This is a genomic window from Bacillus sp. AFS015802, assembly GCF_002561455.1.
GTDB lineage: Bacteria > Bacillota > Bacilli > Bacillales > Bacillaceae_B > Rossellomorea.
Map to the genome: position 1 here is coordinate 214,932 of NZ_NTUP01000014.1, position 22,509 is coordinate 237,440.

General features: G+C 46.3%; 20 protein-coding genes. 18 read left to right on the forward strand and 2 right to left on the reverse strand.

The features are described from left to right. Window position 1 precedes the first annotated feature (1 nt). From CN378_RS11380 to CN378_RS11405, 6 genes are all read left to right on the forward strand, one after another. Window positions 2-1,168: a thiolase family protein gene (locus tag CN378_RS11380; protein ID WP_098352010.1), complete on the forward strand. Its 1,167-nt coding sequence runs from the start codon at window positions 2-4 to the stop codon at window positions 1,166-1,168. Between the two features lie 31 nt (window positions 1,169-1,199). Next, entirely contained in the window at window positions 1,200-1,979 is a 780-nt protein-coding gene (locus tag CN378_RS11385) for an enoyl-CoA hydratase/isomerase family protein (protein ID WP_098352042.1), read from the forward strand. A gap of 17 nt (window positions 1,980-1,996) precedes the next feature. Further along, a complete protein-coding gene (locus tag CN378_RS11390; protein ID WP_098352011.1) occupies window positions 1,997-2,401 on the forward strand; it encodes a PaaI family thioesterase in 405 nt (134 codons plus the stop codon). Between the two features lie 128 nt (window positions 2,402-2,529). Then, a complete protein-coding gene (locus CN378_RS11395; protein WP_179884880.1) occupies window positions 2,530-3,813 on the forward strand; it encodes an MFS transporter in 1,284 nt (427 codons plus the stop codon). Window positions 3,814-4,005: 192 nt separating this feature from the next. Beyond that, window positions 4,006-4,998 (forward strand): NAD(P)H-dependent flavin oxidoreductase, encoded by a 993-nt coding sequence (locus tag CN378_RS11400; protein ID WP_098352013.1) that lies wholly within the window; start codon window positions 4,006-4,008, stop codon window positions 4,996-4,998. Window positions 4,999-5,138: 140 nt separating this feature from the next. After that, window positions 5,139-5,453 (forward strand): MerR family transcriptional regulator, encoded by a 315-nt coding sequence (locus CN378_RS11405; RefSeq protein WP_098352014.1) that lies wholly within the window; start codon window positions 5,139-5,141, stop codon window positions 5,451-5,453. Window positions 5,454-5,489: 36 nt separating this feature from the next. On the opposite strand, the gene CN378_RS22320 is transcribed toward CN378_RS11405, so the two are convergent. After that, the gene (locus CN378_RS22320; RefSeq protein WP_142323596.1) at window positions 5,490-5,678 is read right to left on the reverse strand and encodes a hypothetical protein; all 189 of its coding nucleotides are present in this window, start codon (window positions 5,676-5,678) and stop codon (window positions 5,490-5,492) included. A 271-nt stretch (window positions 5,679-5,949) separates the two neighbouring features. Between CN378_RS22320 and CN378_RS11410 the strand changes: the two genes are divergently transcribed. From CN378_RS11410 to CN378_RS11465, 12 genes are all read left to right on the forward strand, one after another. Then, window positions 5,950-6,666: a GDSL-type esterase/lipase family protein gene (locus CN378_RS11410; RefSeq protein ID WP_098352015.1), complete on the forward strand. Its 717-nt coding sequence runs from the start codon at window positions 5,950-5,952 to the stop codon at window positions 6,664-6,666. A 424-nt stretch (window positions 6,667-7,090) separates the two neighbouring features. After that, window positions 7,091-7,549 carry an 8-oxo-dGTP diphosphatase gene (locus CN378_RS11415; protein ID WP_098352016.1) on the forward strand — a complete coding sequence of 153 codons (459 nt, stop codon included), beginning with the start codon at window positions 7,091-7,093 and terminating at the stop codon, window positions 7,547-7,549. A 48-nt stretch (window positions 7,550-7,597) separates the two neighbouring features. Then, window positions 7,598-8,491: an RNase adapter RapZ gene (rapZ, locus tag CN378_RS11420; protein WP_098352017.1), complete on the forward strand. Its 894-nt coding sequence runs from the start codon at window positions 7,598-7,600 to the stop codon at window positions 8,489-8,491. Beyond that, complete coding sequence (locus tag CN378_RS11425) at window positions 8,488-9,450, forward strand: gluconeogenesis factor YvcK family protein (protein ID WP_098352018.1); 963 nt, start codon at window positions 8,488-8,490, stop codon at window positions 9,448-9,450. Before rapZ ends, CN378_RS11425 begins: the two co-directional genes overlap by 4 nt. Window positions 9,451-9,511: 61 nt before the next feature. Then, window positions 9,512-10,459 (forward strand): DNA-binding protein WhiA, encoded by a 948-nt coding sequence (gene whiA, locus CN378_RS11430; RefSeq protein ID WP_098352019.1) that lies wholly within the window; start codon window positions 9,512-9,514, stop codon window positions 10,457-10,459. A 27-nt stretch (window positions 10,460-10,486) separates the two neighbouring features. Further along, complete coding sequence (locus CN378_RS11435) at window positions 10,487-10,744, forward strand: HPr family phosphocarrier protein (protein WP_079532233.1); 258 nt, start codon at window positions 10,487-10,489, stop codon at window positions 10,742-10,744. A gap of 416 nt (window positions 10,745-11,160) precedes the next feature. After that, on the forward strand, window positions 11,161-12,762 hold the full coding sequence (locus CN378_RS11440) for a diguanylate cyclase (RefSeq protein ID WP_098352020.1): 1,602 nt from the start codon (window positions 11,161-11,163) through the stop codon (window positions 12,760-12,762). Window positions 12,763-12,766: 4 nt separating this feature from the next. After that, window positions 12,767-13,810, forward strand: coding sequence for a HEAT repeat domain-containing protein (locus CN378_RS11445; protein WP_098352021.1), 1,044 nt, complete (start codon window positions 12,767-12,769; stop codon window positions 13,808-13,810). After that, the gene (locus CN378_RS11450) at window positions 13,807-15,219 is read left to right on the forward strand and encodes a glycosyltransferase family 2 protein (RefSeq protein ID WP_483295081.1); all 1,413 of its coding nucleotides are present in this window, start codon (window positions 13,807-13,809) and stop codon (window positions 15,217-15,219) included. Before CN378_RS11445 ends, CN378_RS11450 begins: the two co-directional genes overlap by 4 nt. Beyond that, on the forward strand, window positions 15,216-18,449 hold the full coding sequence (locus CN378_RS11455; protein ID WP_098352022.1) for a hypothetical protein: 3,234 nt from the start codon (window positions 15,216-15,218) through the stop codon (window positions 18,447-18,449). The genes CN378_RS11450 and CN378_RS11455 overlap by 4 nt, the downstream gene beginning before the upstream one ends. Before the next feature lie 3 nt (window positions 18,450-18,452). Next, complete coding sequence (locus tag CN378_RS11460) at window positions 18,453-18,824, forward strand: response regulator transcription factor (protein WP_098352023.1); 372 nt, start codon at window positions 18,453-18,455, stop codon at window positions 18,822-18,824. After that, on the forward strand, window positions 18,811-21,681 hold the full coding sequence (locus CN378_RS11465; RefSeq protein WP_098352024.1) for an ATP-binding protein: 2,871 nt from the start codon (window positions 18,811-18,813) through the stop codon (window positions 21,679-21,681). The genes CN378_RS11460 and CN378_RS11465 overlap by 14 nt, the downstream gene beginning before the upstream one ends. Window positions 21,682-21,732: 51 nt before the next feature. Here CN378_RS11465 and clpP read toward each other — a convergent pair whose 3' ends face one another. Continuing rightward, on the reverse strand, window positions 21,733-22,329 hold the full coding sequence (clpP, locus tag CN378_RS11470; protein WP_098352025.1) for an ATP-dependent Clp endopeptidase proteolytic subunit ClpP: 597 nt from the start codon (window positions 22,327-22,329) through the stop codon (window positions 21,733-21,735). Window positions 22,330-22,509: the final 180 nt, after the last annotated feature.

A 22,509-nucleotide genomic window follows, 5' to 3' on the forward strand; every position in this document is an offset into this window, starting at 1 on the left:
TATTATGAAACAGCCTGTTATCGTATCTGCCGTTCGGACCGCTATTGCGAAACAAGGAGGAACCCTCGCCAATATGGATCCTTCTTTATATGGAGCTGCTGTGATGAAAGAAGCGATTCAGCGTGCCCATATAAGAGGAGAGGATATTGAGGATGTCATCTTTGGGAACTGTCTGGCCGGGGGAGGGAATATGGCAAGGCTGACGCTGCTTGAAGCCGGTTTACCTCTATCCATTCCAGGCATGACCATCGATCGTCAATGTGGCTCAGGATTGAATAGCATAGGTCTTGCCGCTGATCAAATCAGGGCAGGGCGCGGAGAGGTCTATCTTGCGGGTGGAACGGAAAGCATGTCACGTTCACCATATTTACTTGCGCCACAGAGCAGGCCGTACGATCGAATGCCCCCTCAATTTGTAAAGCGAAAACTGTCACCCGATCACATCGGGGATCCCCCGATGGGAATCACAGCGGAAAATTTGGCGGAAAAGTATGAAGTAACGAGGGAAGAACAGGATTTATTTGCATTTGAAAGCCAACAAAAGATGTCCCAAGCGATCAATAATGGATGGTTTAAGGAACAGATTGTCCCTATTTCGATTACGAATAGAAAAGGAGAATCCTATCTTTTCGATCAAGATGAACATGTTCGTCCGAATACGACACTAGAAGGATTGTCAAAGCTTTCTCCCGTGTTTAAAAAAGGAGGAAGTGTAACGGCGGGGAATTCTTCCGGTGTCAATGACGGAGCGTCAGCCGTTGTACTTATGTCTGAAGATCGTGCCAATGAAAAGGGAATATCTGTATTAGCGAAAGTGAAGGAGTGGGCTGTTGCGGGAGTAGACCCTAATACAATGGGGATCGGTCCAGTCCCTGCTGTGAAAAAAGTGCTGCAAAGAACAGGATTGTCCCTTGGCGATTTCGATTTAATTGAGTTTAATGAGGCGTTCGCTGCCCAGGTGCTTGCTTGTCAGCGGGAACTATCCATGGACATGAACAAGGTAAATGTAAATGGAGGGGCCATTGCTCACGGTCATCCCATCGCAGCTACAGGATCCATGCTCATTACAAAGTTAGTATATGAAATGGAAAGACGTGATGCAAAACGTGCGCTAGCAGCAGCTTGTATAGGCGGAGGACAGGGCATTGCGTTAATACTTGAACGATAAAAAAATGAAGAATGGAGGGAATATAATTATGATGACATTCGCAAATATAGACGTGATCAAAAAAGGGCAGCTCGCTTATATCGTGATCAATCGCCCTGAACAGAGAAATGCCCTGACGAAGGAAACGTTAGATGAAATAACAGAGGCTTTAGAGAATATAAGGAAAGATGAAACGGTAGCATGTCTGGTCTTTACGGGACAGGGAAATAAATCGTTCGCGGCGGGAGCTGATATTGGCCAGCTGCGTGAAAAAACGGCGCTTGATGCGTTAACTAAAGGCGGAATGCAGGATGTGTACAATCTCATAGAGTCCTTCGAGAAGCCTACCATTGCCATGATTAATGGGTATGCTTTGGGGGGCGGATGTGAATTAGCCATGTCCTGTGACATACGCGTCGCCTCAACAACTGCCAAGCTTGGTTTGCCTGAACTTAATCTATCCATCATCCCCAGTGCGGGAGGAACGCAGCGCCTCGTCAGGATCGTCGGGAAAGGAAAGGCCCTGGAAATGATATTGATGGGCAAGTTGATAGATGCGGAAGAGGCGCATCGAATCGGTCTTGTATCAGAAGTAACCAAGCCCGAAGACCTTGAAGAAAAGGTAGAAGAAGTGGCGGGTCAAATCCTGTCAAAAGGCCCTTTAGCTGTAAAGTTAGCTAAAATTGCGGTAAATCTGGGATCCGACGTGGACATGAAAACAGGATTGATGATTGAAAAGCTTGCTCAGGCTGTCCTCTTTTCTTCAGAAGACAAAAGAGAGGGAACGACGGCATTTCTGGAAAAACGAAAACCAGAGTACCAAAGCAGATAAAAAGGGGGAGGCGAACGTTGCCAATTACAATAGAAGACATTCGCGAAAAATTTAAAGATAACCCGTTTTTTTCGCATATAGGGTTTGAAATCGTGCATTTTGAAGAAGGAAATGTGAAAATCAAGCTGGATATTAAAGAATACTTGCTTAATATAAATGGAACCCTTCATGGCGGTGTTCATGCAACCATGCTGGATTATATTCTCGGCATGGTCACCCGATCCGTCACAAAAGCAAAAGTAGTGACAACGAATTTAACCGTACACTATCTTTCAAGCATTTCCGAAGGAGAAATTTTCGCAGAGGCAAAAGTACTTCAGCAAGGATATAAACTGGCTTTCACTGAAGGGGAAATCAAGGATAGTCAGGGGAATATCCTGGCAAAGGGAATTGGAACGTTCAAGCTGGTCCGGGATAAGTGATTTTTTTAGCTCTATCAGTAAGCGTTTACAGAAATGAGAGAGTCGTGAAAAAGATGTGCATTTCATATTCCTTCAATCATTCCAACGTTCCGGCTAAAAAAATAAAAACGAAGAAAAGAGGGATTCATATGCGGTGGTTTGTTCTTCTAATGTTATTTTTCGGTGCAGTGATAAATTTCGCTGATAAATCTATCATCGGGCTTGCAGCTCTTCCCATTATGAAAGAGCTGGATTTATCCTATGCAGAGTGGGGGCTTGTAGGAAGCAGTTATTACTGGCTATATCCTGTAACAGGCATCTTTGGAGCTGCATGGGCAGATCGAATCGGGGCCAAAAAGGTCCTTGGGTTATTAATGTTAACCTGGGCCATCCTGCAGTTTGGTGTGTTAGCGATTGCTGCTTTGCCACTGCTCGTTATTTACCGGGTTTTATTGGGGGCATTCGAAGGCCCATTCAGTCCAGTGGCCTACAATCACGCAGATAAATGGTTTCCACCAAGACAAAGGGGATTTGCCAATTCTGTTGTAGTGGCTGGTGGAACTGTTGGAGCTATGATTGCGGCACCCTTGCTCGTTTTCTTGATCACCCAATTAGGATGGAAATCAGCCTTCGCATGCCTTGGGGTGGCGAGCATCGTATGGTTCTTCTTATTTCAATTTTTCACTAAAGAAAGTCCAGTGAAAAAATATCAGGATGTTCAGCAGAAAAAGAAAGAAAAACTTGGTAAAATAAACGTAAAGGATTTTTTGAAGCTTCTTGGTTCTCCTTCTGCTTTATTTACAACACTGGCTTATTTTTCAACTTATATCCTCGTTGTCTGGTTTTCGGTTTGGTTACCCATTTATCTCGTAGAAGCGGTAAAGATGTCTCCGTCAGAAATGGGATACAGCGTAGCCGTAATTGGAATTGTTTCTGTCCTTATTTATACAGGAGTGTCAATGTTGTCGGATTATTTATTCAAGAAAAGTGAGAACTGGCGGGTATCCAGGGTATTTGTCGTTGCTGGAGCCATGATAATGGGAGCTGTACTTCTGGCATCCATTACTATTTTTCAAAATCCGGTATGGGTCATCATCGCTATGTGTTTAGCTAAAGGCTTAACGTACGCAATTCTACCCATAGGGCCTACCGTTATGATTAACGAATGGCCTGAACGAGGTGCGCTAATGACGAGTATTTTAACTTCTTCAGGTAATATCGCTGGGATCATCGCTCCTATGTTAACGGGTTATATCATTGGACTTGCTGGAGCGAATAAAATTGCAGGTTATAACTTATCGATCATGTCTATGGCCGTTCTTGTTCTGGTTTTTGGAATATTGTTTGCTCTTTTTGTGAAACCGTCAATAGCTAAAAATAAGGTTGAACTGCATAATGATTTATCTGAAAATTCTAATATTAAGTATTCATGAATAAGGATTCACCCGGATGAACACGTGGAAAGTTTAAACTTTCCCTCAAGCGTTTCTCGATTCTGCTGTGTATCCTGTGTATCCTGGTTGCATGCCTTTTGTGGGGCATGCTTCTTCTTTTTAAGAAGGACCATTGTAAGAAAATCTATGAAAGGTGACAAGGAGAATTGAATTTTAGGAGGAGGAAAAAAGATGAAAACACGTATAACAGAACTGCTGAACATTCAATACCCTGTTATTTGCGGAGGCTTGTATAGAATTGGGCGTGCTCCTTTAGCAGCTGCTGTTTCAGAGGCAGGGGGGCTTGGTATTATGACCTCTGCCACTTTTGCAACGGCAGAAGAGCTGCGTCAAGAAATTCGAATGGCCCGGGAATTAACAGAGAAGCCGATTGGGGTGAATATCAACCTGTTTCCAAGTGTAAAGAAAATGCCAAACGAGGCGTATATTGATGTATTGCTGGATGAAGGGATACGAATTGTGGAGACCTCGGGCAGAAATCCGGAACCATATATGAAAGTATTAAAAGATCATAACGTAACCGTTATCCACAAAGTCGCAGGAGTAAAATATGCCAAGACTGCCGAGAGGGTAGGTTGCGATGCCGTAACGGTAGTGGGATTTGAAGCCGGGGGTCATCCCGGGATGGAGGACGTTGGGAATATCGTTTTGGTTCCTCAGACAGTGGAGGCAGTATCTATCCCTGTCCTTGCAGGCGGTGGGATCGCTGATGGACGCGGATTGGCGGCGATGCTTGCCTTGGGGGCAGAAGGAATCGTAATGGGTACGCGATTTCTGGCTTCTCAGGAGGCTATGATCCATGACAATGTGAAGAGGTGGATGTTACAGGCTTCAGAAGTAGATACTGCATTGATTCAGAAAACAATTGGTTCAACTTCGAGAGTAGCCAAAAATGCGACTGCCCTTAAAGTGCTGGAGGCAGAAAGCGGGGGAGCTACATTGGAAGAGCTCTTACCTTTCATCTCAGGTCAGAGGTCTGCAAAGGTCTTCAATGAAGGAGATCTCGATGCCGGTGTGTTTTCATGTGGACAATCCGTAGCACGAATCCGCGAAATTCAAACTGTAAAAGAAATCATTTCAGGAGTGGTGGAGGAGGCAAAACAAGCAACGGAGAGAATGAGAAATATCTGGAGTGATAATAATCAAATGGAAACAACCCAATAGATAGTCTTTCTTAAAAAATCTCCTACCTGGAACCTTTCTTCCAATTCAGATCTTTGTGAGGTTTTCTAACATAACAGTCCAAATCCCCTGGCAGGGCGTGTATAATCAAGATATTCCCTGCTCAGGAGGATGAGGCGAACGTGGAGAATGAACCTTCCTATAAGGATAAAAAAGTGATATCAATCGGGGTCGTAAGTGAATTGACAGGACTGACCGAAAGGAAGATCCGCTACTACGAAGAGAAGAACCTGATCTTTCCGGAGCGTACAAACCGTGGCTACCGCAAATACTCCTTCTCTGACGTGGAACGCCTGATGGATATCGCCGACCAGCGTGAAGAAGGGGTCACGACCAAAGAAATCAAACATGAACTAACCAGGAAAGAAAGAAAAGAAGCCAAGCAAAAAATGATCAAGGGCCAGCTGAATGCCCGCTTCGGGGTTCAGAAGAAGTGAGGAGGGACGGACCTCTGTGGGGAGTGTGGGGGTTGGTTAGTCGGCAAAACGTTGGGTTCGGGGTTTGTGCTTTTGTGATTGTCTTTGTGGTAAAAAAAGTAAAACAGCTGGATTAGTCCTGAATTCGGCTGGATTCTGCCGAGAAACGGCTGTATTTTTTCCCTTTTCGGCTGGATTTTCTCCCCAAACGGCCGGATTTTCGCCCAAATCGGCTGGATTTTCCAAAATGACCGCCCGCTAATATCCATGAAAGTATGCCGAAAATACTCTACACCACCAGAAACTCATCTCAACTATGCCCATCCCAAATAAAAAAGCCTCGTATCCTCCAAAAACCCCACAGCCACACCATTTTCCCTCTCCAAATATCAAACAAGCTGCAAACCGGATCCCCCTACAATCATCTTCCATAAATAAACAGGATTATAACCCTTTCAACAGGGAATAACGACTATTATGAAAGTCATCCCAGTTTATCGCGGAAGGTCGGATCACAATGAAAATAGTTAAATTAGCGGCGGTCATTGCCGTATTTGCTCTTATCCCAATCGTCTATTTCAGCTTTTTTGCCGATGAGACCGAGTCATCCTCGAAAAAGCGCGTCATCGCATTGGGGGATTCCCTCACCTATGGATATGGTGATAAAAAGGAAGCAGGGTATATCGGGCGTTTAGAAGAAAAAGTAAATAAAAAACATACCAAGATGTCGTATAACTTCCAAAACCTTGGAGTGCCAGGGCAGCAGTCGGATCAGTTACTGAGTCAAATCGTCAAGCCCCAGGTTGCCGAGGATTTAAGTGAAGCGGATGTATATATCATCAATATCGGAACCAATGATCTTATCAAGAACAACGGTGGAGATCTGTTCCCCCTGCACCATGATGAGATCATGGATGCAAAAAAGGACTATCTAGACAATCTGGATAAAATCCTGAATATTGTCGGGACAGCAAGCAAGGACGCGGACATCATCGTCCTGGGATTATACAATCCGTATCCGGACAAAGACAGTGATAAAATTGAAGCGTACGTGGACGATTGGAATAAGTCGATGAAGAAGGAAGCGGAAAAACATGAACATGTGAAGTACGTATCGACGAATCCATTATTCAAAGGGAAGTCCAAGGAAAACTATTTTCATGATTCCCTTCATCCAAACGGAAAAGGCTATGAGTTAATCACAGATCAAATTTTGAAGAACTATGACTTTTAACCCTGTTTTGACAGGATTCGTGGGAATTCGGGGAGATTTGTAAAACCGCCTTCGAAACATTAACAATTCCGTAATACCGTTTTAAATCTGTTGTAACACTAGTGAAACAATTTTCGGGTAATATAGAAAATAAGAAATTGACCCCCTTTTAAGTAATAAATCCCGTAGACGACACAGGACTCGCCTGTGTCTATTTTTTTTGCTTTTTTTTCCTGTTATAGTGTCCGCGGGGTACCTGTACCTGTCCATGAAGCTTCCCCAGCGTGTCAAAACTTGTCCCAATATCTTTCGATTTCAATCGACAGCCTGAAGCGGAGACATTGTAGCTTGTCTCCAATCATAGTATAATGTAAGGAATGAGAATGACTGTAACTGGGACTGATGCTTCCATCGCTCCCGAATCATCAAGATTGAGGTGAAGGCAGTGCAGCGTGTCACAAATTGTTTGTATCTGGATGGAGACAAGGTGCTCCTTCTCCAAAAGCCAAGAAGGAACTGGTGGGTCGCCCCGGGTGGAAAGATGGAGTCCGGTGAATCGATCCGGGACGCCGTCATCCGCGAGTATCGCGAGGAAACGGGCATCTATTTGAAAAATCCCGATCTAAAAGGTGTCTTCACATTCATCATCAAAGACGGAGATCAAATCGTTTCGGAGTGGATGATGTTTTCGTTCTTCGCCACAGAAGCGGACGGAGTCAATCTTCAGGAATCAGAAGAAGGAAAAATCAAGTGGCATCCGATTGAAGACATCAAGAATTTGCCGATGGCTGAAGGGGATTATCATATTCTCGATTACCTCCTGCACGGAAAGAATACGATTTATGGAACGTTTACGTATACTCCCGATTTTAAATTATTGTCTTATCGACTGGATCCGAGTTAAACAACGAACTTTTTATATAGAACATTACGATTAAAGTGGGGGAAGAGTATGAGTACAGGTTCTACAAACGATGTTCAATTAGTCATCATAACGGGTATGTCCGGAGCGGGTAAAACGGTCGCCATTCAGAGCTTTGAGGATTTAGGTTTCTTCTGTGTGGACAACCTGCCGCCCACTCTTCTGCCAAAATTTTTGGAACTGATGAAAGAGTCCGGTAATAAAATGAATAAGGTCGCCCTCGTCATGGACCTCAGGGGAAGGGAATTCTTCGATCATCTATTCAAAGCATTGGATGAGCTGGCGGAAACCTCATGGGTATCCCCGCAGATCCTCTATCTGGATGCAGATGATTCCTCCCTTGTCAGACGATACAAGGAAACGCGCCGTTCCCATCCACTGGCACCATCGGGACTTCCTCTCGAGGGGATCCGTCAGGAAAGGGAGCTCCTTGAAGAATTGAAGGGGCGTGCGCAGCTGATTTATACCACTTCCACCATGAAGCCAAGAGAGCTCAGGGAAAAGATACTGACGGAATTCTCGGTGAACAAGAAAACGATCTTCACGGTGAATGTCGTATCATTCGGATTTAAGCACGGGATTCCCATCGATGCCGACCTGGTGTTTGATGTACGCTTCCTCCCGAATCCCCATTACATCGATCATATGAGACCGAAAACGGGATTGGACGAAGAGGTGTCCACCTATGTGCTGAAATGGAATGAAACGAATAAATTCATCGAAAAGGTGACTGATTTACTCTCGTTCATGCTCCCCCAGTACAAGCGCGAGGGGAAGAGCCAGCTCGTCGTCGCGATTGGATGTACAGGCGGACAGCATCGTTCGGTTGCGTTAGCAGAGTATCTCGGCCATCATTTTGAAAAAGACTATCAAACAAAAATTTCTCATCGAGACATTCAGAAGAGAAAGGGTCTAACAACATGACACATACACCCAAGGTCGTCGTGATCGGGGGAGGAACCGGCCTGCCGGTCCTTCTCCGCGGATTGAAGCGACACCCGATTGATATTTCGGCCATCGTCACCGTTGCGGATGACGGCGGCAGTTCCGGTCGTTTGCGGGACAGCTTGGATATTCCTCCCCCGGGGGATATACGGAATGTCCTCGCTGCCCTGTCAGAAGTAGAGCCACTGGTTGAACAAATGTTTCAGCATCGTTTTGAAACGACGAATGAGCTTTCCGGTCATGCCCTGGGAAACCTGATCATCGCGGCCCTTGCCTCCATCACAGGGGACTTTGTCCATGCGATCCAGGAAATGAGCAGGGTGTTGAATGTGAAGGGCAAGGTACTGCCATCGGCGAATCAAAGTGTCATCCTGAAGGCTGAAATGGAGGATGGGACGATCGTGACGGGGGAGTCCGCCATTCCGAAAGCCGGTAAGAGGATCAAACGTGTCTTCCTGAAGCCGGACAGCATCAAGGCATTAGGCGAAACCCTGCGTGCCATCAAGGAAGCCGATTTAATTGTGATGGGACCGGGAAGCCTATATACTAGTATCTTACCGAATCTTCTTGTCCCCGGTATCGGCGAAGCCGTCTGCAGGGCGAAAGCGAAGAAGATGTATATTTGCAACATCATGACTCAGGCAGGGGAGACCCTGGACTATTCAGCGAGCGACCACGTGAAGGCGTTATACGATCATTTGGAATCGCCGAGCATCAATTATATCCTGGTGAACAGCAAGCAGGTTCCAAAAGAGGTGCAGGCCCGATATGATGAAGAGCAGGCGAGTCCCGTCCACTTTGATGTGGATAAATTAAGATCCATGGGACTGGAAGTGATTGCTGAAGAGATTCTCTCGTATGACAATCATCTTGTGCGCCACAACACGGAGAAGGTCGCAGATATCATTTATTCTTATCTGAAAGAATCAAGCACCTGATACACGAGTGAAAATTTCCGGTGTAGAAGGTTGTGCAAGCGTTTGCTAGGAGGTGATGGGGATGTCGTTTGCGTCCGAAACAAAAAAAGAACTGACCAATATTGAAGTGAAGGATTGCTGTGCGAATGCAGAGCTGTCCGCGTTGATTCGAATGAATGGTTCATTATCCTTTTCGAATCAAATGCTCGTCGTCAATATCCAGACCGAAAACGCCGCCATTGCCAGAAGAATCTATACATTGATCAAAAAAGGGTACGACACCCCGGTAGAGCTTCTGGTGCGAAAGAAAATGCGGCTGAAAAAAAACAATGTCTACATTGTACGGATCAAAGAAGATACAAAGATGATCCTTGAGGACTTGAAAATTCTGGGTGAGCATTTCACCTTTATCCATAATATATCGGAAGACCTGATCAAAAAGAAATGCTGCAGGCGCTCGTACTTACGGGGAGCGTTCCTCGCAGGCGGTTCCGTTAATAATCCGGAAACGTCATCGTATCATTTGGAAATCTTTTCTCTCTATTCTGAACACAACGAGGCGTTGTCCGAGCTGATGAATTCCTTCGGGTTGAACAGCAAGACCCTGGAACGGAAGAAAGGCTTCATAACGTATTTGAAGGAAGCGGAGAAAATCACGGAGTTCCTGAATATCATAGGCGCCCATAATGCACTGCTTCGATTCGAAGACGTACGGATTGTCCGGGATATGAGGAATTCCGTTAATCGTCTCGTGAATTGCGAGACGGCTAACTTGAATAAAACCATCGGTGCAGCCCTAAGGCAGGTTGAAAACATTAAGTTTATCGAAAGGCATGTAGGATTACAGGTTTTACCCGATAAACTAAGGGAAATCGCAGAATTACGGGTGAACTATCAAGATGTCACGTTGAAAGAACTGGGGGAAATGGTGTCAGGCGGCACCATCAGTAAATCAGGGATCAATCACCGCTTACGTAAAATCGATCAGCTTGCAGAAAAGTTGAGGGCGGGAGAAAAGCTGAATACCTAATTAAGGACAAAGGGGAGAGAAATGATTATGGTGGAAAAACAAGTTGAAGTAAAATTGAAGACGGGTCTTCAGGCGCGACCGGCGGCATTATTCGTACAGGAGGCAAACCGCTTCTCATCTGAAATCTTCTTAGAGAAGGATGGTAAGAAGGTCAATGCGAAAAGCATCATGGGGCTGATGAGCCTCGCCATCTCCACCGGCTCTGCCATCACATTGGTAGCAGACGGAAGCGACGAACAGGAAGCCCTCGTGGCTTTAGAAGGTTTCGTTCAAAAAGAAGCATAACATCAACTTCACAAAAAGCCGGTGACCAGGGAGTGGTCACCGGCTTTCTTTGTTTTCTTTTCGATCACCCGGCGAGGTTCCGCTCACGCTTCGCTCAATAGAGGGCATGTTTAGTGGAAATCCACTACTCCTTCCCCACGAAACGACAAATTCCAAGATGATCCGCTCCTCTAATTCAACATCTTTTTTCCATTTATTTCACATTATGAATGGATGTCTTCCCAATTTTTTGTTACATTGTACTTTTCAGGACTAAGATGAATAATGGAGAAAAAGACATATAATATTTCCATTGCTCAGCTATTAAACTATGAATTTGGGAGTATAATGAAAGAAGTTTGAAAGAAATTCATTGGCCTAAACTGTCAATTAATCTGGGATAAGCAGAAGTTTACGATAAAGGAAGACGATGTCGAATGGAAAAATACACAAAGCATTTCTTTAATAATGTTCGGAAAAAATTGGAAGAGTGGGAGACGGCTGCCTCCATCCCCCATGAAGAGGTATACCGGTTCATCCATTCCATGGCGGGATCCGCCTCGGTACTTGGCCTACATAAAATCGGGGACCGTGCCCGTGAACTGATGGACCACTATCAGGAAAAAGACGAGCGGGTGTGGACGATTGCAGACGTAAAGGGAGAACTGTTTGATCTCATTCAATATTGTTATCACTATGAAGAGGAAACCTCTGAAGTGTTTCCCGGCAAGCAAAGCAGGGTCGGGGAAGAGCCTGTTGTGTTACTCATTGACGATGATACCTCCTTCCTGATGTACATGAAGGAAAAGTTGGAGGAAATCGGGTGGTATGTCGTTCCCATCGCGAATCCCGATAAGGCGATCATGTCGTATTACGACGTGAAGCCCGATTGCGCGATCATCGATATTTATATGGACGGCACGAATGGATTCGAGGTCCTGGATTTTTTCAAGAAGAAGCTGAAGCAGCAATTCATTCCAACGGTCATGGTGAGTGTGGAGAACAGTAAGGAAGTCCGGATGAAGAGCTATCAGATGGGGGCGGATGATTTCATCGCCAAGCCCTTTGATATGGATGAGTTCATTGTCCGGGTGAAAAGGCAGATGGAACGAAAGAAGCAGATGGAAGAGCTTGTGCTCATCGATGAATTGACCCTGGTGTACAACCGTAAATACTTGAGTCAGGCATATGCCCAGGTACAAAGTGACTGGGCACGCACCGGGGATTCGTGTTGTGTGGCGGTCCTTGATATAGACCATTTTAAAGAGGTGAACGACCGGTACGGGCATCTGGTGGGGGACAGGGTACTGAAGGAATTTGCATCGGTATTAAAGTCCGAAACGAGGATTCAGGATACCGTCTTTCGCTTCGGGGGAGAAGAGTTTGTCATCCTTTTTCCGAATATGTCTATAAAAGAAGCGTACACCTTTGTCGATGATATACGTAAGAGATTCAGTCGGGTGGTGTTTCAGGCAGAGCAGGACTTTTCCTGTACATTTTCTGCAGGGATCACGAGGATTGCTGATCCGACGAAGCCTTTTGATACATGGCTGAAGCTTGCTGATCATGCCCTTTATGAAGCGAAGAGCAGCGGCAGGAATCTGGTGAAGATGGACGGGGAACACGGGGAACATGCTCCTCTTAAAGTGATGAAGATTGCCATTGTGGATGATGATCCGATCATTCGGACCGTGATGAAGGACATCGTGTCGAAGCTCCCAAGTGAGCAGCATATCCAATATGACATCAGGACATTTAAAGATGGTGCCGCTTTTATCGGGTCCGATTGGCATGCAGGTAACCCGTGTCTGGTCATTTTAGACGGGGTGATGCCGAAGATGGACGGCCTTGAGGTTCTGGAGCAGATTCGTTCAAGGAAGGATTCGGATCGCTACAAGGTGCTCATGCTCACTTCCAGAAAGAGTGAAAGGGATATTTCAAGATCGCTTCAGCTCGGAGCCGATGATTATATGACGAAACCATTTAAACTACTGGAGCTTGAGGCCCGTTTAGGTCAGATGCTGAAAAGGATGAGGTAGAACATTGTTCTCGAAGGAGCTATTTTATTTTTCTGTTGTGCTGGTGAGTTTGCTGGTGGTGTTGACGGGCCTTTGCCTGTATTTGATGCTCAAGAAAATGATCGATAATCGCAATCGGGCCCGGATTGACAAATATAAAGAGGAACTTCAATTACCCCTCTTTCAGTTTTTACATGAAGGAATCCTTTCGGAGGAACTGGAAGTCAGGTCTTCCCTGCAAGTCAGGGCGCTGGTTGAGTTGCTGGCCGGGTTCTCCAAAATGCTGGCCTCTGAAGATATACAGGAGCGGTTACAGGCGTTTGCAGAAGAACATGTCCGCCCGTTCATTCTGTCCCAGCTCGGGCACAGGCGTTGGAGTATCCGCATGAATGCCCTTTACTGGATACAGGATTTCAGGATGAAAAGTATGATGGGACCATTACGGGAGCTTCACGCTTCAAAAAAGCTGAGTAAAGCAGAAGAAATTCAACTGTTAAAAATCGACGTGCTGTTCGATGAGCCCGGCCTGGTCGAAAAAATGACAGGGACAAAGCATGAATGGACGGAATTTGAATACAGCCTCCTGTTTCACTCGCTCCGGGAAGATCAGTTCCGTCCATTGGTCTCGTCCTTCGATGAACTGCCCGGGATCATGAGGTTCGCCCTCATCGATTCCATCGGGGTGAAGAATCGAATGGAGCATATCCCTTTCCTAAAGGGATTGCTGGATTCGGATGCAACAGAACTCAGGATCCGTGCATTGAAGGCGATTGTGGGGATGGAGTTTTATCTTGAAGTTGAGACACTGTCTATCCATCTTAGAGCAGAATCCTGGCAGGAGCGGCTGATGGCCATCAAGGCGTGTGAATATATCCGTTCGACGGAGCTGACGCCTCACTTACAGGGGCTGATGGGTGACCCGTCCTTTTATGTTCGCTCCCAGGCGGCCCAGTCCCTTTTGCGGCTGGAAAATGGAGAAGCGGTGTTAAGGGAAATCGCCGCCCATGCTGAGGATGAGTATGCTAAGGATATGGCAGAGCAGTGGCTTGAGAGGGGGGCGGTTTCATGAGTGGAACAATGGACTGGGGGAATATCCTGTTTTACATCGGGTGGTTTGTTCTCCTGTATATGATTCTCGTCATCTCTTTTTATACGATTCTCCTCGGGATTTCCCTTTTTCAATTAAGGAAAACCTACGGCCTCGATGATTGGGAACCGTATGAAGAGCTTCTGCACCTCCAGCAGACGAAGCCGGTTTCCATATTGGTCCCGGCTTATAATGAATCGGTCGGGATCATGGCGACGGTGAGGTCACTGTTGAGCATTGAGTACCCGGAATATGAAGTCATCATCATCAATGACGGCTCCACTGACGATACGATGGAAAAGCTCGTGGAGACGTTTCAGCTGGTGAAAATCAAATGGGTGATCCGTCAACAGCTGGATACACAAGCTGTAAAAGGTGTTTATCAATCAAAGCTCTACCAAAATCTATTGGTCATCGATAAAGAAAACGGCGGCAAGGCCGATGCCCTGAATGCCGGGATCAACGTATCGAATTACCCTTATTTCTGCTCCATCGACGGAGACTCGGTCCTTGAGCGGACGGCTTTCCTGAAAGTGATGAAGCCGATTGTCGAATCCGACGGAGAGGTCATCGCCTCAGGGGGAAGCATCCGCATCGCAAACGGATGCGACATCGAGAGCGGCGAAATCGTGAAGGTAGGGCTGTCCCGTTCCCCGCTTGTGGTCATGCAGGTGATCGAGTACTTGAGGGCCTTCCTCATGGGAAGAATCGGGTTGAGCCGGCACAATCTGCTTCTGATCGTATCGGGTGCATTCGGCGTCTTTTCGAAGCGCTGGGTCGTCGATGCCGGTGGATACTCCCATACGGTGGGAGAGGATATGGAGCTTGTCGTCAGGCTTCACCGTTATGTAAAGGAACAAAAAGCGGATAAAAAAATCGTCTATGTTCCCGATCCCGTTAGCTGGACGGAAGCGCCTGAATCATTGAAGTATTTGCGCCGTCAACGGAGCAGGTGGCATCGGGGCCTGTTTGAAAGCCTTTGGATCCATCGCCGTCTCCTCTTCAACCCGAAGTACGGTTCAATCGGGATGGTGTCCATGCCTTATTTTCTGATCATTGAATTCTTCGGCCCGGTCGTAGAATTGACGGGGTATGTCATCATGATCCTGTCCCTGTTTCTCGGCGGGGTTTATCTGGAATTCGCCATTCTCTTATTCTTGTTATCCATCCTTTATGGATCTGTATTGTCCATGGCGGCCGTCCTCCTGGAAGAATGGTCCGTCCGGAAGTACCCGAAAGCCTCCGATATCGGCCGGCTATTCGCCTATTCACTGACCGAGACGTTATGGTATCGTCCATTGACCGTTTTATGGCGATGTGAAGGGATTCTGGACGTGATCCGTAAAAAGAGGGGCTGGGGAGAAATGGCGAGAAAAGGAGTTTCGAAATGACAAAGCTTAAATCGTATTCATTTCTCTTGTTCATCATCAGCGTCGTGCTGATCGTTTCAGCCCCTTTTTGGCTGTGGCAGCTCAAGAAGGAGCAGGAATTGAATGTATTGATCATAGATAAAACGGTGCCGGATACGACGTACCGTGAGCATAAAGGGCTTATGTGGCTGTTGAATCAGCAGAAATATGTCCATTCAGGCGGGAAGCGGTATGATCTTCAAAAAGACTATATTGGATTTGTGCCGAAGAAGGACCAAACCTTCGATATTAAAAATATTCCTTCATCTACTAGCAAGTATGATGCGGTTTACATAGCCGATACGTACGGGGTGTATGAAGAAGAGTTCCATAATGAGAATGTTTCCGGTAAGCGGTCCTCAAAGCTTTACGGGGGCTTGACCGATCAGGATATGGAAGCCTTGAAAGATATGGCGATGACGGATGGAAAAACCTTGATCGCCGAGTTCAATTCCATGGCGCAGCCTACGGAAGAAGCAACACGGAAGAAATTCTACTCCCTGTTCAACCTGGAATGGTCCGGCTGGATCGGAAGGTATTTCCCTGAAATGCAAAATAGCGAAGTGCCGCAATGGGTGAGGGACAACTACGAGAAACAGTACGGAGAGGCCTACCGTTTCAAAGGGCCCGGCTATGTACTGGTGGACGAAAATGACCGGCTGGTGGTACTGGATCAGGATGACATCGGGAAGAAGGGTGTGGTCTTTTCTACCACTTCACAAGGAGAGGATTTCATCGGTGAAAAAATCGATGTCCCCTATTCGTACTGGTTTGACATGGTGGAAGCCGTCGACCCGGATGAAGTCATGGCGAACTATACACTATCCCTTTCAAATTGCGGAAAAGACACCATGAAAGCCCTGAATCTGCCGGTCACCTTTCCGGCGGTCGTCCACGGTGAGAACCGTCAATTCGACACGTACTATTTCAGCGGGGATTATGCGGATCAGCCCGATGTTCCCGACCTGTATCAAACCGTAGGATTCTCTTCATGGAGAAAATGGACGGAATCATCCAGTCCTGATAATACGTCTCAATTCTATTGGAAGGCGTATACCCCTATGATGAATGCGATCTTAGAGAACATTCAAAAGGGTGAAAACCGGAAGAAACCCGAAACCGTCCACATCACCGATGAAAACGGCCTGAAGTTCGCCGGGAAGACGGGAGAAGATTACATTCAGGTGAAGAAGGACGGGAAGTGGGAGGACCTCCTGATCAAAGGGGTCAATATGGGTATTGCCAGGCCCGGTTCATTCCCTGGTGAAACCGCGATTTCAAAAGCAGAATACCTGAGATGGTTCAAGCAAATCGGAGCCATGAATGCCAATGCGCTCCGGATTTACACCATCCACCCTCCCGAATTTTATGAAGCCTTTTACGAATACAATCAAATGGCGGATAAACCCCTGTATTTATTCCACGGGGTATGGGTGAATGAAGAAATTTTCTTAAGGTCGGAAGATGCCTTTGCGAAAGAAAATACCGATGAATTCTCTGCGGAAATCAAGAAGACCATCGACCTGGTCCATGGGAACGCTGAAATTCCTGAGAGGAAAGGTCATGCGTCCGGTTCCTACCCATACGATATCTCCCCTTATGTCCTGGGATGGATCTTTGGAGTGGAATGGGACCCAGAAGTAGTCCTTGCAACCAATGAAAAACATAAAGGACTCGAAGACTTCGAGGGTGAATACATTGAAACGGAGAATGCCGAGCCATTTGAAATCTGGCTGTCCGAGAGAATGAATGAAGGAATTAAGTATGAAACGGATACGTACCAGTGGCAAAGACCCGTCAGCTTCACCAATTGGGTCACGACGGATCTTTTGGACCATCCAAGCGAGCCCCTTGAAAAAGAAGACATGGTTTCGGTGGATCCGAATGTGATGAAGGCAACCGATAAACTAAAGACCGGTTTATTCGCTTCTTATCACATTTATCCGTACTATCCCGATTTCCTGAATTTTGAACCACAGTATGTAAACTATATCGATCATCGTGGAGAAAAGAATAACTATGCCGGCTATTTGAATGATATGAAGAAGGTGCACACCATGCCGGTACTGGTGGCGGAATTCGGTGTCCCGGGATCCCGCGGACTCGCTCACCGGAACGTCTACGGGATGGATCAGGGACAGCATTCGGAAAAAGAACAAGGGAAGATCGACGCAAGGTTATTCGAGGATATCACAGAGGAGAAAATGGCGGGTGGTATCGTCTTCTCCTGGCAGGATGAATGGTTCAAACGGACGTGGAATACGATGGACTATGACAATCCGGACCGCCGCCCGTTCTGGCAGAATGCCCAAGCCAATGAGCAGCAGTTCGGAATGCTGAGCTTTGATCCTGGTGAGAGCAAGTCCGACATGATCCATGTGGACGGAAGAGAAGAGGACTGGACCTTCAACGGGATCGAACCTGCTTTTAGTGAGGATGATCACAGACTGTATGTGACGAGCGATGAGCGGTATGTGTATGTGCGAATCGATACAGATGCCATTTCTGAAGAGAAAGATACGTATCTTCTATTCGATACGATCAAGAATCAGGGTCAATCCACGATTTTACAAGAAAACAGGGTTTCAACGGCTGGAGTCGATTTTGTCCTTCATATGAAGGGAACGAAGGAAGCCCGATTGATGGTCGACAGCTATTATGACATACATCACTATCAATATGGCCATGTCCTCCATATGATCGAAGAAGAGAAGTATGCGAAAGTGAAAAACAACGGGGAGTATCACCCGATTCGTTTGACGCTGAACAAATCCTTGGATGTAGAAGGGGAAAACATCCCGTTCCAGTCCTATGAGACGGGACTTCTTCAGTTCGGTACATCGAACCCGGAGGATAAAAAGTATGACTCTTTGACCGATATCAGTGTCGGCTCTTCGAAACAACGATACGAAATCCGGATTCCATGGCAGCTGCTCAATATAAAGGATCCCAGCCTGAAAGAGGCGATGGGGGATATCTGGTCCGGTAAAGGGCTTGAAAGCTCGACCACCCTGGAATCCATAAGGGTCGGATTGTATGAAAAGGACGGGGAGAAGGTGTTCTCTTATCCGTCCAGGACTCAAGAAGGGTTCATGAATCCGGAACAATTTTACCCGTATACCTGGAAGGCGTGGGACCAGCCCGCGTCCCATGAACGATTGAAGCAGTCGTACTACGAAATGAAAGAAGCTTATGAGAAAGAGGGGGAGTAAGAAATGGCAAGAATCTTAATTGCGGAGGATGAAGAGGTCCTCCGGATGTTGATGGTGGATACACTCGAAGACGAGGGACACGAGCTTGATGAAGCGGCAGACGGCCAGGAAGCCATCAATCAAATCATGGAGAATGACTATGACCTCATTCTCCTCGATTACATGATGCCTCTATACACAGGGCTTGAAGTGATTGAAAAAATAAGGAACTCACCCGAAAAGAGTACGGTGAAGATCATGATGGTGTCGGCAAAGAGTCAACAAGCGGATAAGGAACTTGTTTTGAAGTCGGGAGCCGATTATTTCATTGCCAAACCGTACAGTCCGGCAGAGCTCCTTCAGCGGATTGAGGACATATTGAATGAAGAGAATTAGAGAATTCTTTCAAACGAGCCTGCGCAATCAATTCATCGGTATGATGAGCGGCTTCATAGTCATCTTCTTCATAGGGGCTGCCTGCTTGTCCCTCTATGAACGCTCCGTTGCAAATGAGTACCAGGCTCAGAGGGATCAGCTGAATCAACAAGAAGACGTGGCTGAACAATTAGGCAGACACTTTCAAAAGGCTTTCTTCGATGCAAGAGGCTACATCGCATTCGGAAGGCAGGGCTTAAAAGAAAGTATTTTTAAGCAAGAGAAAAAAGTGGCTGCCTCGTTGAAGAGTTTGAAAGAACTGGCGACGGATCCAGAAGATCGACGCTTCCTTAAAGATGTTGAGGAATTTTCAGCTCTTTACTTCGGGGAAATGGTGCCGGGTGTCTTGAGTGATTTCGAAAATGGGGATATCGAAGCTGTGAAAAAGGCATCGGAGGAAGGGGCTACGGCTACCATCGAAACCTTTCAAACAGAGCTCAATACGTATGCGGACTCCATTGAACAAAGTAAGCGGGATGCTTACGATGAACTGAAACGGAAAGAGTCCTTCAGTCAAACGGCCTTTGTGATCTTCATCTTTCTGATCCTCCTTGTTTTGATGAGACTGATGCGGATGATGGCCAAACAAATCGGCCAGCCTCTTAATCAGGTGGCTTCCGCCGCAGAACAGATCGCTGAAAACGAAGCATACCAGAAGTGGAGCTTTGATCATAAACGCAAAGACGAAATCGGGAAGATGGCCCGTGCGTTTGAGAAGATGATCTACAAAATCCAGGAGAAGGAAGAGCACCTCTTAGCACAGAATGAAGAACTGCAAGCCCAGCAGGATGAACTGGAATCCCAGCAATCAGAGCTTGAACACTTGCTTACCATGACGAAGAATCGTGAGTCGCAGCTGGAACGAAGGAATGAATTCATTCATGGAATATCGAGCTCCCTTAACAAACAAGACGTATTGGAGAGCATCGTGATAAGCATGAGTCATGTGATGGGGGCTACCAGGGGCATGATTGTCCTTATGGATGATCAAAAGTCCAATGCATCGTTCGGAATCTCCCAAAATGGAGCGGCTCAGTTCTTGACCTACATTTATAATGGGATTCACCAGCGGTTATTCGATTCGAGGCAGCCTTTCTCGCTTAAACGGGAAATGACTCCTTCCGAGAAGGGATACCATGAAGAAACCCTTTATTCATATGATTTATTTTTACCTGTCCTTTCCGCCGATCAACAGGTGGAAGCAATCATGGTATTCAGCCGCTTCGGAAATGATTTTACCAAGCATGAATTCGATGAGTATACGAGCCTGGCAAAACAAATCTCCATCTCCTTGCAAAAGATTTATCTTTTTGAAGAATCCGAGACGAATCGCCACCTTACCCAGGATATCCTCAATAATATCCAAGAAGGGATTCAGCTCATCGATAAGAGTGGCAATAACTTATTGATCAATACGAAATTTTCGGCATTGATCCGGGGTGAGATCGGTGAACTTCAACAAGCCTGCTATCAAACGTGGAAGCAGGCCCTTATGGACCGGGTTGAAGATAAAGAGAAACTGGATGAGTATTATGAATCGATTGTGAAGGAAGGCAAGACAGGTAAACATCTTCTTACTTATCACCTGGTGGACAGTAAAGAGGTATTCCAGGTCTATTCTGAATCTCTCTATCAGGGAGGAGAGCAGATAGGGACGATCTTTGTGCACCGGAATATCACGAAAGAATTCGAAGTCGATCAAATGAAATCGGAATTTGTCAGCACCGTCAGCCACGAGCTGCGCACACCACTATCCAGTGTGCTTGGGTTTACGGAACTGATGCTGACAAAAGACTTGAAGCCTGAGAGAACGAAGAAATATTTAACGACGATCTACCAGGAAGCGAAGCGCCTGACATCTCTCATCAATGACTTCCTGGATGTCCAGCGCATGGAGTCCGGCCGGCAGACTTTCGAGAAAAAATACGAGGATGTCGTCCCGGTCATTCAACAGGTGATCGAAACCCAAAAGGTCAACGCACCCCATCACTCTTTCAATATCGCAAGGGAGACGGACTGTACGATCGTTCTCGGGGACAGGGACAAATTGTCCCAGGCGTTCACCAATCTGATCAGCAATGCCATCAAGTATTCTCCCGATGGAGGTACCATTACCGTCCATTTCCGCGAGGGAGAGGAAAGCATTCTCATCGACATCAGGGATGAAGGTCTCGGGATACCACAGGAGGCCATTCCAAATCTGTTCACCAAGTTCTATCGTGTCGACAATTCCGATAGAAGGAGAATCGGAGGTACCGGGTTGGGTCTGACGATCGTGAAGGAAATCATCGAAACCCACGACGGGGACATCACCGTTTCATCAGAAGAAGGGAAAGGGAGCGTGTTCACCATACGCCTGCCGATTGTGACCATCGAAACCTTCAAAGAGGATGAGCATAGTGGTGACGGGATGAATATCATCGTCATCGAAGACGATATCAATCTGGCATCCCTACTGAAAGCAGAGCTGTCCGACAGTGGCTTCAAGGTCCAGCACTCACCTTCCGGAAGCACGGCCTTGACCAAGATACGGGAAGAGAAACCCGATGCCATTGTCCTGGACATCATGCTCGAGGGACCTATGTCGGGATGGGACGTTCTTGAAAAAATGAAATCAGACCAACATCTTGCGCATATTCCCATCATCATTTCTTCCGCATTGGATGAAAAAGAAAAAGGACTCACCCTCGGAGCGAATGATTACTTGGTCAAACCTTATCACCCGAGCAGACTGTCCAAAACGATTTTACATCTGTTGTTGAAAAAAGGGTTGAACGGTGAGATTTTAGTGCCGGTTGAGGAAACGCGAATAGAATAAAATCCAAAAAAACCCCCTCACGGTCGATTCCGTGAGGGGGTTTTGTACGTCTTACTTATTATTCATATCGTTACGAGTGATGATGCGGTCGATCAATCCATATTCAAGCGCTCTTTCAGCTGTCATGAAGTTATCGCGATCCGTATCTTTAGAAATCACTTCAAGAGGTTGACCCGTGCGATCAGCCAGGATTTGATTCAATTTCTCACGAAGGAATAGAATACGCTTCGCAGCGATTTCGATTTCCGTCGCCTGACCTTGAGCTCCGCCAAGTGGCTGGTGAATCATCACTTCAGCATTTGGAAGGGCTAAGCGCTTGCCTTTTGCACCTGCTGCAAGAAGGAACGCACCCATTGAAGCCGCCATACCGATACAGATCGTCTGTACGTCAGGCTTGATGTATTGAATTGTATCGTAGATTGCCATCCCTGCCGTGATGCTTCCGCCAGGAGAATTTATGTAGATTGAGATATCCTTCTCCGGGTTTTCAGATTCAAGGAAAAGAAGCTGTGCTACAATGGAGTTCGCCACATTGTCGTCAATGCCGCTTCCAAGCATGATGACACGGTCTTTCAATAAACGTGAATAAATGTCATACGCACGTTCACCGCGGTTTGTTTGTTCAATAACTGTAGGAATTAAATTCATCCTCGTTCCTCCTTAGAAATCTTTTATTTTTGTAGAGTTACTTATTCACTTTGTATTGTTATCATACACCCATGGTCAATAAAGGTCAAACTAAACGCTTCCTTTATTACCCTGTATATAAATCCTTTCTACATGATACCCATTCATTCCTTTTTTAAACGGGGTGTATGGGGAAGTTTG

Bases quoted from the DNA above. Each gene is read 5' to 3' on its own strand.
- CN378_RS11460 (WP_098352023.1), top strand. From the start codon at position 18,453: ATGGCAAGAATCTTAATTGCGGAGGATGAAGAGGTCCTCCGGATGTTG.
- CN378_RS11435 (WP_079532233.1), top strand. From the start codon at position 10,487: ATGGTGGAAAAACAAGTTGAAGTAAAATTGAAGACGGGTCTTCAGGCG.
- CN378_RS11385 (WP_098352042.1), top strand. From the start codon at position 1,200: ATGACATTCGCAAATATAGACGTGATCAAAAAAGGGCAGCTCGCTTAT.
- CN378_RS11400 (WP_098352013.1), top strand. From the start codon at position 4,006: ATGAAAACACGTATAACAGAACTGCTGAACATTCAATACCCTGTTATT.
- CN378_RS11440 (WP_098352020.1), top strand. From the start codon at position 11,161: ATGGAAAAATACACAAAGCATTTCTTTAATAATGTTCGGAAAAAATTG.
- CN378_RS11425 (WP_098352018.1), top strand. From the start codon at position 8,488: ATGACACATACACCCAAGGTCGTCGTGATCGGGGGAGGAACCGGCCTG.
- CN378_RS11450 (WP_483295081.1), top strand. From the start codon at position 13,807: ATGAGTGGAACAATGGACTGGGGGAATATCCTGTTTTACATCGGGTGG.
- CN378_RS11465 (WP_098352024.1), top strand. From the start codon at position 18,811: ATGAAGAGAATTAGAGAATTCTTTCAAACGAGCCTGCGCAATCAATTC.
- CN378_RS11410 (WP_098352015.1), top strand. From the start codon at position 5,950: ATGAAAATAGTTAAATTAGCGGCGGTCATTGCCGTATTTGCTCTTATC.
- clpP (WP_098352025.1), bottom strand. From the start codon at position 22,329: ATGAATTTAATTCCTACAGTTATTGAACAAACAAACCGCGGTGAACGT.
- rapZ (WP_098352017.1), top strand. From the start codon at position 7,598: ATGAGTACAGGTTCTACAAACGATGTTCAATTAGTCATCATAACGGGT.
- CN378_RS11395 (WP_179884880.1), top strand. From the start codon at position 2,530: ATGCGGTGGTTTGTTCTTCTAATGTTATTTTTCGGTGCAGTGATAAAT.
- whiA (WP_098352019.1), top strand. From the start codon at position 9,512: ATGTCGTTTGCGTCCGAAACAAAAAAAGAACTGACCAATATTGAAGTG.
- CN378_RS11455 (WP_098352022.1), top strand. From the start codon at position 15,216: ATGACAAAGCTTAAATCGTATTCATTTCTCTTGTTCATCATCAGCGTC.